Annotated in this window: 9 protein-coding genes and 1 pseudogene; 4 read left to right on the top strand and 6 right to left on the bottom strand. The window is 74.7% G+C overall.

The window, feature by feature from the left end; translation table 11 throughout:
- The 3 genes and pseudogenes from E1166_RS25890 to rocD form a co-directional block, all read left to right on the top strand.
- Nucleotides 1-447 (top strand): annotated as a pseudogene (locus tag E1166_RS25890) (thrombospondin); the annotation flags it as partial.
- Nucleotides 448-840: 393 nt separating this feature from the next.
- Nucleotides 841-1,656, top strand: a complete 816-nt coding sequence (gene ddaH / locus E1166_RS25885; RefSeq protein WP_207914529.1) for a dimethylargininase — start codon at nucleotides 841-843, stop codon at nucleotides 1,654-1,656.
- On the top strand, nucleotides 1,653-2,867 hold the full coding sequence (gene rocD / locus E1166_RS25880) for an ornithine--oxo-acid transaminase (protein ID WP_207914527.1): 1,215 nt from the start codon (nucleotides 1,653-1,655) through the stop codon (nucleotides 2,865-2,867). Before ddaH ends, rocD begins: the two co-directional genes overlap by 4 nt.
- A 146-nt stretch (nucleotides 2,868-3,013) precedes the next feature.
- On the opposite strand, the gene E1166_RS25875 is transcribed toward rocD, so the two are convergent.
- From E1166_RS25875 to E1166_RS25855, 6 genes are all read right to left on the bottom strand, one after another.
- Nucleotides 3,014-4,162 (bottom strand): FHA domain-containing protein, encoded by a 1,149-nt coding sequence (locus E1166_RS25875; protein WP_207914525.1) that lies wholly within the window; start codon nucleotides 4,160-4,162, stop codon nucleotides 3,014-3,016.
- Nucleotides 4,159-4,452 (bottom strand): 4a-hydroxytetrahydrobiopterin dehydratase, encoded by a 294-nt coding sequence (locus E1166_RS31625; RefSeq protein ID WP_207914523.1) that lies wholly within the window; start codon nucleotides 4,450-4,452, stop codon nucleotides 4,159-4,161. Before E1166_RS31625 ends, E1166_RS25875 begins: the two co-directional genes overlap by 4 nt.
- A gap of 74 nt (nucleotides 4,453-4,526) precedes the next feature.
- Nucleotides 4,527-8,060, bottom strand: coding sequence for a hypothetical protein (locus E1166_RS25870; protein WP_132342546.1), 3,534 nt, complete (start codon nucleotides 8,058-8,060; stop codon nucleotides 4,527-4,529).
- A gap of 48 nt (nucleotides 8,061-8,108) precedes the next feature.
- Nucleotides 8,109-8,429, bottom strand: coding sequence for a divalent-cation tolerance protein CutA (cutA, locus tag E1166_RS25865; protein ID WP_132342545.1), 321 nt, complete (start codon nucleotides 8,427-8,429; stop codon nucleotides 8,109-8,111).
- Between the two features lie 9 nt (nucleotides 8,430-8,438).
- Nucleotides 8,439-9,455 (bottom strand): 1-acyl-sn-glycerol-3-phosphate acyltransferase, encoded by a 1,017-nt coding sequence (locus tag E1166_RS25860; RefSeq protein WP_132269602.1) that lies wholly within the window; start codon nucleotides 9,453-9,455, stop codon nucleotides 8,439-8,441.
- Nucleotides 9,455-10,285, bottom strand: coding sequence for a patatin-like phospholipase family protein (locus E1166_RS25855; protein ID WP_132269600.1), 831 nt, complete (start codon nucleotides 10,283-10,285; stop codon nucleotides 9,455-9,457). The genes E1166_RS25860 and E1166_RS25855 overlap by 1 nt, the downstream gene beginning before the upstream one ends.
- Nucleotides 10,286-10,454: 169 nt before the next feature.
- Between E1166_RS25855 and E1166_RS25850 the strand changes: the two genes are divergently transcribed.
- A partial coding sequence (locus E1166_RS25850; RefSeq protein ID WP_132342544.1) for a serine/threonine-protein kinase occupies nucleotides 10,455-11,596 on the top strand: 1,142 nt, incomplete at its 3' end.

Here is an 11,596-nt window from a genome sequence, read left to right as displayed (position 1 = left end):
CGCCGGCCCCTGCCGCCTCCGCCCGCGACCTCGACGGCCCCGGCCACGACCGCCGACCGGACCGTCGACCTGGACCGGGACGGAAAGCCGGACCGGACCGAGGCGCCGGTGGTCGCCGACCCGAAGCCCCGGACCAGCCTGCTGGCCACCCTCGGCCTGGTCGTGTCGATCGTGGGCGCGGCTGCCGTCCTCACCGGCACTCTCGCCGGGTACGGCATCGCGCTCGGCGCGGTCGGCGCGGTCCTGTCGGTACTCGGCCTCATCGCCACCCGCCGCCGGCACGTGGCCGGCACGACCGACGCCCTGATCGGCATGTCGGTCGGCCTCGCTGCCGTGGTGCTCGGCATCATCGCGATGACCGGCCAGTTCGCCTGGCCGACCACCGACGGCGACCAGGTGGCGCGGCTCCGCGAGTGGCTTGATTCACAGTTTGCCCGTCGCGTCTGACGGGCACTGTCCGGATGCCGGTGGGGTGCCGGCGACGCCCGAGGAATCTGGTGGTTCACCAGCGGGCACATCCTCTTCCGGGGGCGGCGGTTCGCCGCCCCCGAAGTCATTCCCGGGCCGCTGCGACGAACTGCCCGGCGTCCGCCACCGTGGCCGGCGCCCGGCGGCCGGTGGCCCGCCACGACCGGGCATGGCACACCGCCGAGCCCAGACCTGACCCCACCGCTCCTGCAACGGATCGCCGGCGAAGCAAGGTCAGACGCAACGATTCGACGGCGTACGCAAGTCTTGACGGTAGATGTCGTCGACAGCTCCGCATACCGTTGACCAACGGCGCCAGCCCGTCGGCCACGGTGGCCGGGCGCGCCCGAGCCCCAGGAGCAGGACATGACGATGGACGCCACCAGCCAGCGCTTCCTGATGTGCCGGCCGACGTACTTCGCCGTCGACTACGCAATCAACCCGTGGATGGACCCGACCGCACCGGTCGACGCCGACCTCGCCGTACGGCAGTGGGAACGGCTTCGCCGGATCTACCTCGACCTGGGTCACACCGTCGAACTGATCGACCCGGTCCCCGGCCTGCCCGACATGGTCTTCGCCGCCAACGGCGGCACGGTGATCGACGGCAAGGCGATGGCGGTACAGTTCCGCGACCCGCAGCGCGCCGACGAGGCCCCCGCGTACCGGGCCTGGTTCGAAGCCGCCGGATTCGAGTTGTCCGACCCGAAGCACGTCAACGAGGGCGAGGGCGACGTCCTGCTGGCCGGCGACCACCTGCTCGCCGGCACCGGGTTCCGCACCGCGCACGCCGCGCACGCCCAGCTCCAGGAGGTCTTCGGCTATCCGGTGATCACCCTGCAACTGGTCGACCCGCGCTTCTACCACCTGGACACCGCACTCACCGTGCTCGACGAGCGGACCGTGGCGTACCTGCCGGAGGCGTTCTCCCCCGGCAGCCAGGCCGTGTTGCGCCGGCTCTTCCCCGACGCCGTCCACGCCACCATGGCCGACGCCGAGGTGCTGGGGCTCAACGCGGTCAGCGACGGCCGGCACGTGGTGCTGCCCGCGCAGGCCACCGGCCTGGCCGCGCAGCTACGCGACCGGGGTTACCAGACCGTCGGGATCGACCTGTCCGAGCTGCGCAAGGCCGGCGGCGGACCGAAGTGCTGCACGTTGCGACTCCGTCAGGGAAGGGCGAGCAAGTGATCGAGGACATGCTGCGAACCCCCGCCGCGGTACGGGACGCGGAGCGGCACACCGCGCACAACTACCACCCGCTGCCGGTGGTGATCTCCTCCGCCGAGGGCGCCTGGCTGACCGACGTGGACGGTCGTCGCTACCTCGACTGCCTGGCCGGCTACTCGGCGCTGAACTTCGGTCACCGGCATCCGAGACTGATCCGCGCCGCGCACGAGCAGCTCGACCGGTTGACCCTCACCAGCCGGGCGTTCATCCACGACCAGTTCGCCGACTTCTGCCGGGAGCTGGCCGCGCTCTGCGGCAAGGACCTCGTCCTGCCGATGAACACCGGCGCCGAGGCGGTCGAGACCGGCATCAAGGTGGCCCGCAAGTGGGGCTACCAGGTCAAGGGCGTCGCTCCGGACCAGGCCACCATCGTGGTCGCCGAGGGCAACTTCCACGGCCGTACGACCACCATCGTCAGCTTCTCCACCGACGCCGACGCCCGCGCCGACTTCGGGCCGTACACCCCGGGCTTCACCGTCGTCCCGTACGGCGACCTGGTCGCGCTGGAGGCGGCGATCGACGAGAACACCGTCGCGGTGCTGCTGGAGCCGATCCAGGGTGAGCAGGGTGTGGTGGTGCCCCCGGAGGGCTACCTGCCGGGCGTACGCCGGGTCTGTACCGAGCGCAACGTGCTGTTCGTCGCCGACGAGATCCAGTCCGGGCTGGGCCGCACCGGCGTCACCTTCGCCTGCGAGCACGAGGGCGTCGTGCCGGACATGTACCTGCTGGGCAAGGCGCTCGGCGGGGGGATCGTGCCGGTCTCCGCGGTGGCCGCGGACGCGGACGTGCTGGGAGTGCTGAAGCCGGGCCAGCACGGCTCCACCTTCGGGGGCAACCCGCTGGCCTGCGCGGTCGCCACCGAGGTGGTGCGCCTGCTGGCCACCGGCGAGTTCCAGCGCCGCTCCGCCGAGCTGGGTGAGCGGCTGCGGACCGGCCTGGCCGCGCTGATCGGCAAGGGCGTGGTCGCCGTCCGGGGTCGTGGTCTCTGGGCCGGGGTGGACATCGAGCCGACGCTGATGAGCGGCCGGGATGCCTGCGAGCGGCTGATGGAGCGGGGCGTCCTGGCCAAGGACACCCACGGCTCGACCATCCGCCTCGCCCCGCCATTGGTGATCACCGCCGAGGAGATCGACCACGCGGTGGCCCAGCTCGCCGCCGTGCTGGCCGGCTGACCAAGGCCACCGTCCAGACCGGCAGATCAAGGTCATCACCGCTTGGCGCTGATGGCGGTGTCCAGATGCCTGGACACCGCCATCAGGCCGCAAACCGTGTCTGTCGGCGGCCCGGGCCGAGGGGCCGGCCCGGCCGGGCGGTGGGGTCAGGGGCGGGGCAGGCGCATGGCCATGGTGGGTGCCTCGGCCATGACCGAGGTGGGGGTGAACGAAGCACCGCTGGGCAGCGCCTCGGCCCGACCGATCTGCACGCCGGGGTAGAGCTCGACCATGTCGGCCCCGGCGAGCACCCGGGACTGCTTCGGCGCGAGCGGGACCCGCTCCGACTCGACCAACGAGCCGTTGGGGCGGATACCCGAGCCGTTGGTGCTCACGTCGGTCACGATGACCTCACCGACGCGCAGTTCCAGCCGGATGTGGCTACGGCTGATCCAGCGCCGCGCCTCGTCGTTCAGCCACTGACCGAGCATGACCGCGCCGGTGCCCTCCGGGGCCCGGCCGACCAGCACCGGCTGCTCCTCGGTGAGCACGAAACGTCGACGGATCAGCCCGCCGATGCGTACCGCGAGCACCTCGCTGCGCGGACGTGGGCCGGCGTCGGAGAGCCGGGCACCGTGCCGCGGGCAGGTCGGCACGCCGTTGCGCAACGACGGTGGCGGCTGACCCGCGGGAGCGCCTTCCACCCGGGCCAGGTCGGCGAAGGCACCGCCGCCCCCGCCGCCGAAGAGCGCGCAGCCCGGCTCCGGGCAGCGCCACTGCCGGGCCAGCAGCTTCACACCCGTCGACGAACGGTCCCCGGCCATTGGCTTCGGGCCACCGCCGACGTGGGCCACGAGCTTCGGTCCGCCCGCGTCGGGCACCGGCGCGAGTACCCGGCCCGGCTGCTCCACCACCCAGGGGAACCGCCCGCGCAGACCGTCGAACCGGACCCGGCTGAGCACCGGCAGGCCGAGCAGGTCGGCCACCTCCAGCATCCGGTCGCCCGGGTTGTCGAGCACCTCGACCAGCCCGTCGTCGGCCCAGCGGCGGACCACCATGCGCTCGTTGGAGGTGAGGTCGGCGTCGGAGAGCAGTGCCCGGTGCACCACCGCGTAGACCGGAACGCTGTCCTCCTCCAACTGCCGGGCAAGCGTGTCGATGACCATGCCCAGCCGCAGCAGGCTGGCCGGCCGGCCACCGTCGAGGTCCTGGTAACGGATCACCTCGGCCAGGTCCAGCACCGCCCGGGCCAGCGACGGGTCGGTGCAGACCCGGCCCTCGATGGCGTCCAGCACCTTGCTGATCTCGAATCTCATCGAACGCTCCGGACGATGTCGTCGATCTGTCGTGCCAACTCCACGTCACGACGGGTCACCCCGCCCGCCGAGTGAGTCACGCAGTGGAAGGTCAGGGTCCGCCACCGGATGTCGATGTCGGGGTGGTGGTCGAGCCGCTCGGCGACCACCGCCACCCGGTCGACCACGGCGATCGCGTCGGGAAAGCTGCCCAGCTGCACGGTGCGGCTGATCCCGGTCGGGTCGCCCGACCACTCCGTCAGCCCGCCCAACTCTTTTCGCACCGCCTCGGCGGTGAGCAGGTCTGCCATACCCCGACCCTACCGGGACCGTCATCGGCTCCCGGCACGCCGCCCGCCACCACCGGCGACACCCCACATCCAGCTCAGCTCATCCGGCTGACCACCGTACGCAGCCGGGCCAGGTCACGGCGGCGGCGCTCGTACGTGGCGGCCAGCGCGATCAACGCCAGGCCACCGGCCGCCAGAAAAATCCACCGGGGCAGCACATCCAAGCCGCGGGCCAGTTCGCGCAGGGCGAGCAGGGCGAGCGTGGCCCCGCCCAGCACCACCGGCGCCTGCCAGCGTCGGGTCGCCCCGGCCAGGACCACACCCAGCGCGGCGAGCCCGATCCCCAGCCGCCGCCACGGCTGCGGCTCCGGGGCGACCAGCACCGACACCAGACCCGGCACCAGCCCGGCGGCAAGCCCGGGGCCGAGCGCCAGCCAACTGGTCAACCCCGCGCGGGTACGCAGCGCCACCAGCCCCGCGCCGAGCGCCAGGCCGGCCGCCGGCAGGGTGTACGCCTCCAGCAGCACCACCCCGCCGGCCAACAGCAGCAGCCAGACGCCGAGCAGTTCACTGGCCCCGGCGATGCCCGCGAACACCCAACGTCGGGCGGGGGACTCGCCGCGCCGCAACACGCGCAGCCCCACCGCGACGCCCCACAGCACGCACACCACCGCCGCGTGCCGGTACCCGCCGCTGGTGAGCAGCAGCGCCACCAGTGCGACCGCCTGGGCGGCGGCCTCCAGCGCCTCGCCGGCCAGGGCCGCCCGCCGACCCAGCACCGGCGCGAGGAACAGCACCGACGCGGCCACCGCGAGCACGGTGAACCCGGCGGTACGCAGCGGCAGCCCGGCGGCGAGCGGCGCGGTGACGGCGAACCCGGTGGCGGCGGCGACCGCCGCCACCCCGCCCAGCACCTGCACCTGCGGCCGTCGCGCGGCGGCGGCCACCACGGCGGCGGCGACCACGGTCAGCGCCAACCCGGTGAGCGTGCCCGCCGGGGTGGCGAACAGCCCGGCCAGCCCGGCGAGGGACCACAGCAGACCGACCGGCACCACGACCAGGCCGAGCAGGAGGTCCCGCCGGGCTCCGCCCGCACCGGGAGCAACGAGAGCGGGGACCAGCAGGGCGGCCAGGCCGGTGAGCAGCACCACGGCCGGCGCCGCCGGCCAGGGCGTACCCGCCGTCACCAGCAACACCGGCAACGCCGCCGCCACGAACGGGAAGCCCACCAGCACCAGGGTGGCCCGGCCGACGCCCGCCCGGACAGCGGGCAGCAGGGCGACTCCCGCCAACACCAGCAGGGTGAACAGCGCGGCCCATCCGCCACCGACCGGCTCCGCCTCGGGTACGCCGGACCAGGGCCGCACCGGTTGGCCGTACGGAAGGAGGACCGCCGCCACGACGGGTGGCAGTACGGCCAGACCGGCGAGCACGGTCAGCGTGACGGCGACCACCCGACCCACCACCGCGGCCGGGGCAGGCCGACCGACGGCGACCAGCAGCAACGCGGCCAGCGCCGGATACGGGGCCAGCGGTTCGGCCGGTACGGCCAGCGGAGCCAGGGCGCACCCGCCGAGGGCCAGCGCCGACGCGGTCGAGGCGTACCCGTCGAGGTCCGGTCGGTGGCGGCGGACCGCGACGACCGCGAGGAGCGTCAGCGCGGCGGCTGCCGACGCGCCGCGTACCTGCCACACCGGCGTCGTCTCGGCGGTGGCGAGCGCGACGAGCGCCAGGATCGGCGTGGCGAGCAGGGCGGCGAGCAGCCCGGCCCCGGCGACGGCGCGCTGCGCCGGGGTGCCGCGCCGGGACAGGGCCGCGGCGGCGAGCCCGGCGGGCAGCACGACCCCGAGCGCGGCAAGCGTCCCGGCCCGGGTCGCCAGGGCCACCAGCAGTCCGTGGCCGACCAGGGTGGCGGCGCCGGACGCCCCGGCCAGCACGGTCGGCACCCGGCGCGCCGGGCGGAGGACGGCCAGCAGCAGCGCCACCCCGGCGGCCAGGTCCACGGCGACGGTCACCGGCCACGGCGTGGCCGTGACGGCCGGCAACGCCAGCGCGGCCAGCGCCCCACCGACCAGCCCGACCGCCGGACCGGCCACCCGGGGCAGCAGCAGGAGGAACGCGGCGGCGACCAGTGCGACGGCGACCGAAAGCTGCCAGCCCCAGGGCAGCGCCGGCCCCGGCCCCGCGCCCCGCCACAGCGGCTGGGAGCGGGCCACCGCCTCGCCGGCGAGCGACACGGTGGTGAGCAGGCCGACCAGACCGACGCCACCGGCGACCAGCAGCGCGCCGACCCGGGCACCGGACCGCCGTGCCGTCGGCAACGCCCGGACCGTCCCGGCCAGCCCGGCGGCCACCAGGGCCGCCGCCACCAGCATCAGACCCGGACGCAGTTCGGCGACCGGGCGCAGCAGCGCGGCGGCCAGCACCGGCACCAGCAGGCCCGTGGCCACCGCCCGCAGCCCTCGCTGTCCCGAGGCCGTCGCCGCGACGCACGCGACGAGCGCCACCAGCAGCAGCGGCACCCCGGCGAGCAGCGGCTGGCCGGCGGCCCGCCCCCAGGCCAACGGGACGAGCGCGCAACCGGCGGCCAGCAGCATGGCGATGCCGGATCCGAGCCAGGCCAGCGCCTGGCCGGCCCGCACCGGGCCGGCCAGGCGCGGCCCGGCGACCGGTCCCCCGCCGGCCGCCGGACCCCCGATCCGCGCCCCGGCCGCGGAGTCTGCGTTCTCCCCGGCCACCCCCGTCGCAGCCGGGGCCGGCCCGGCGGCAACGCCCGGGCGCCGGCGACCCAGGGCGACCGCCACCGCCAGGTCGAGCAACGCCACCGCGAGCAGGACCAGGGTCCACCCGGCGGCCCCCGGCCGGGCCCCGGCGGCGGCCAACGGCAGCACCGGCTGCGCCACCAGCAGCGCCGCGAACCAGGGCCCGGTCAGCCCGCTGAGCCGGGCGTACCCGGCGGCGACCGCCGCGCTGGCCCCCCCGACCAGCGCGGCGTACCGGGCACCCGGCCAGGCGGCCACGCCGAACAGATCGACCGCCCAGGCGGCGTACCCGTCGAGGACCACCAGCAGCAGGCCCACCGCGGCGAAGGTCTCCGCGGTGCCGCGCAGCCCTCGCCGGGCCGCGACCAGCGGCACGGCCAGCGCCAGGACGGTGACGGCGGCCAGAATCACGGCCCGACCGGCGACCCCGACCGTCGCCCAGGCGACCGCGGTGAAGACCACCGCGGCGGTGCCGAGCAGCAACCCACCGAGGACGAACAGCACACCCTGCACCGTCCGGGTGGACGTCTCGGGCCGCCCGGGGACCGTCACCGGCATCCGGGGCGGAACCGGGACGGTCGGCCCCCCGCCGACCGCCGGCCCCACCGGTGGAGCGGTCCGCGCGACCTCCGCACGCACCTGCGCCGCCAGCTCCGTCCGCCGCCGCCGCGCCGTCTCGAACCGGTCCGACACCTCCTGGTACGCGGCACGCGCCTGCGCCACCTCCGCGGCGAGCACGGCCAACTCCCGGTCCAACCGGATCACCTCGGCGGCCGGCGGGCACGGCGGCCGGCCGCAGCCGGCGCACCCACGGGCGAGATCGGCGGACGCGCCGCACGCCGGGCAGGGGTACACGGTGTTCTGCACCCGGTCATCCTCGGCGGCCGGGCGGGGTGACCGACAGAGTGCGCGTACCTAGACCGTGGTGTTCTCGCGGACCCAGGCCGCGTACGCCGGGTCGCCGCACTCCACCCGGCTCACCAGGATCTCCGGCACCTCGTACGGGTGCCCGGCACGGATCCGGTCGACCAGCGCGGCCACCCGCTCGGGGGTCGTCTTGAACTGCACCGACCACTCGGTGCTGGTCTCCGTCGCGGCACGCCACCAGTAGGTGCTGTCGACCTGGCCACCGACCTGGGCGCAGGCGGCCAACCGGTCGGCGACCGCGGCGGCCGCCAGCCCGTCGGCCGCCGCACGCGCGTCCACCACCGTCGTCACCACACAGATCTGCTCCACCAGCGCACCCTAGGTGACGCCGTCGCGGGTGGTGGCGATCCAGGCGTCGATCCGGCCCCACCAGTCGTAGAGCCAGTCGATGCGTTCCTGCCGGCCGGCGGGGATCTCCTCCGGCGGCACGGACCAGAAACGCATCACGATCCGCTTGTCCATCGGCAGTTCCCGCCACACGTCGGCGACGGTGAGCATCCGGTCCAGCCCGGTGTGCGCCACGAAGACGACACCGGCGGTCGGAGCGGCGTCCAGGGCGGCGAGCAGCCCACCCGGCTGCGGGGCGAGGACGTGCTGCAACTCTTCGGCACGCAGCGCCATCTTCTCCAGGCCGAGCGCGCGCAGCCGGGCGATCGCCCGAAGCCGGCGGTGGGGGGTGAAGTTGCCGCCCTCCGGGAAGATCACGAAGGCGTCGTCGTCGTCCAGGCCGGTGGCGAGGTGGCCGACCTGTCGGACCACCGAGTCACGGCCGTCCGGCCCGGGTGCGATGAACCGGTTCGGCAGCCGGTTGAGCAGCACGTCGATTGCCGGATCCCACTGCAGGCTCGCCTTGAGCACGATCCGCGGCTCGCGGTGGAACCAGTTGACCAGGGCGTGGATCAGGATGAACGAGTCACCGGGGCCGGCGTGCCGGCAGACCACCAGCTCGGGGCGGCCGGGCAGGGCAGTGTCCGGGTCGGTGCCGACCACGTCGATGCGCAGCCGCAGTGTCCACCGGGCCTGCCAGAACAGCACCCGCAGGAAACAACCGGCGAGCAGGTAGTGGGCGCGCTGGAGGGCCGGCGAGCGTTTCCGCAGCCCGAACCCGGAGGCCAGCCAGAGCACGAAGAGCGCGACCAGCGCCGCCGCGTCCCAGACCAGATACACGGCGCCGATCCAGAGCAGCCGCAGCGGACGCAGCCGGCCGGGGACGAACGGCGAGACCGCCAGGCCGAGCAGAGCCCAGACCGGCACCGTGGTGACCATCAGCACCGCGAGCAGCACCACGCCGGGGGCCAGCACCAGCCGGCGGATCCACCTCGGCGGCAGCGGCATCAACGCTCCAGGCTGGCCAGGTAGTGCCGGGAGGCGGTGTACGCGCGACTGATCCGCCGCCCCACGGCCGCCAGGTCCCGGTACGCCCACGGGCTGTCGTCCCGGGGCTCCAGCCCACCGGTCGGCAGCACGTGCACCTCCACCCCGTCGGGCAGCGCCGCCAACTCCCGGGCGAACCGGTGCCGCCGGGCGATCTCGAAGGCGACCTGCGCGATCTCCCAGGGCCGCCGGGGAGGGGTCAGCTCCCGTTCGATCCGCCCCACCTGCAGGACGAAGATCCGCTGGGCGCCGACCGCCACGGCCTCCCCGATCGGGATGGAGTTGACGATCCCACCGTCGACGTAGTGCTGGTCGTCGATCCGGATCGGGGGCAGCAACCCCGGCACCGACGCGGACGCGAGCACGGCCGGCACCACGGGCCCGGAATGGAACCAGTGCTCGGCGGCCCGCTCGATGCTGGCGGCGCAGCAACGGAACGGCACCTTCAGGTCGGCGAAGGTGGTCTCCGCGCCCAGCTCGCTCTCCAGCAACTTGCGCAGCGGCCGGGGCGAGTGCAGGTGGGTACGGGCGGCGAAGCGGCGCAACTGCCGGGCCACCGAGTCGCCGTACACCTCGCTGGCCTCCGGCGAGGCCCAGAGGCGGACCAGCCGGTCGGTGACGGCCTCGGACGGCTCGGCGGCGACCAGCGCGCCGTTGACCGCGCCGATGGAGGTGCCCAACACGACGTCGGGACGGATCCGGGCACGGAACAGGGCGCGCAGCATGCCCACCTCGACCGCGCCGAGCACTCCCCCGCCGCCGAGCACGAACGCCACCGGACCACCACCCATGCCGTTCATCCTGGCACGCGTCCGCCGCCCACCCGTCGCAGCCGCTGCCCGTCGCAGTGGGCGAACCACTGGGCGCAGCGGGTCACCGAAAAAGCGGACGGCCGTTGACAGGGGGGACACCTTCCCGCAACCTGGTACCGCCCCCATCCCGAGGCAGGTGCGATCACTGATGGCAGCGCTGCAACCCGGCCGGTTGCTGGCCCGCCGGTACCGACTCCTCGACCAGATCGGGGCCGGCGGCATGTCGGTCATCTGGCGGGCCCGCGACGAGGTCCTCAACCGCGCGGTGGCGGTCAAGGTGCTCGCTCCCTCGCTGGCCGCGAACGCCCGCTTCCGGGACATGGTGCGCGAGGAGGCCCGCTCCGCCGCCCAACTGGTCCACCCGCACGTCACCTCGGTGCACGACTACGGCGAGACGCTCGCCCCGGACGGCCAGATCACCTCGTTCGTGGTGATGGAGCTGCTCGAAGGGGAGGAGCTGGAGGACCGGCTCAGCGAGGGCCCGCTGCCCTGGCAGATGGCGGTGGAGGTGGGCATCCAGGTGGCCGAGGCGCTCGCCGCCGCGCACCGGTTGGGCATTGTGCACCGGGACATCACCCCGGCCAACGTGATGATGACCAAGGTCGGCGCAAAGGTGCTCGACTTCGGCATCGCCACCCAGGTCGGCGCACCGGACGAGGACGAGGACGGCGGCACCTTCGGCACCCCGGCGTACGTGGCACCGGAACGGTTGGACGGGGCACCGGCCCAGCCGGCCACTGACGTCTACTCGCTGGGTGTGCTGCTCTACGAAACCCTGACCGGGCAGGTGCCGTACCCGGCGGACACCTGGGAGGAGTTGGCCGCCGCGCTGCAGGATCAGCGGCTGCCCTCACTGGACGGCGTGCCGGGGCTCCCCCCGGAGGTGGCGCACACCTGTCTGCGCTGCCTGGCCCGGGAACCGCAGGAACGCCCCAGCGCCCACCAGGTCGCCGCGGCGCTGCGCGAGCAGACGCTCCCCGCCGCGGCGGCGGCCAGCATGTTCGCTTCGACGGTGGCCCTGCCCACGGTCGGCACCGCCCCGGCGTCCGCTGAGGTGGGCGCCGCGGTCCGACCCGGACGTTCGGTGGCTCGTCGCCCGCTCGTGGCGGTCGGCGCGTTGGCCCTGGTCGTCGCAGCCGCGGCGCTGGTGGCCCCGACGCTGACCCCGCGGTCGCCGACGCCGCCGCCGGCAGCGGACGCTCCGGCTTCGGACACGCCGGTGGACCCGTCGCTGACCTACCCTCCGGTGCCCCAGCCGCCGGTGCTGCCCGACGACCCGATCACCATTCC

This window comes from Micromonospora sp. KC213 (assembly GCF_004348325.1).
GTDB lineage: Bacteria > Actinomycetota > Actinomycetes > Mycobacteriales > Micromonosporaceae > Micromonospora.
This window is presented reverse-complemented; position numbering and strand designations above follow the sequence as displayed.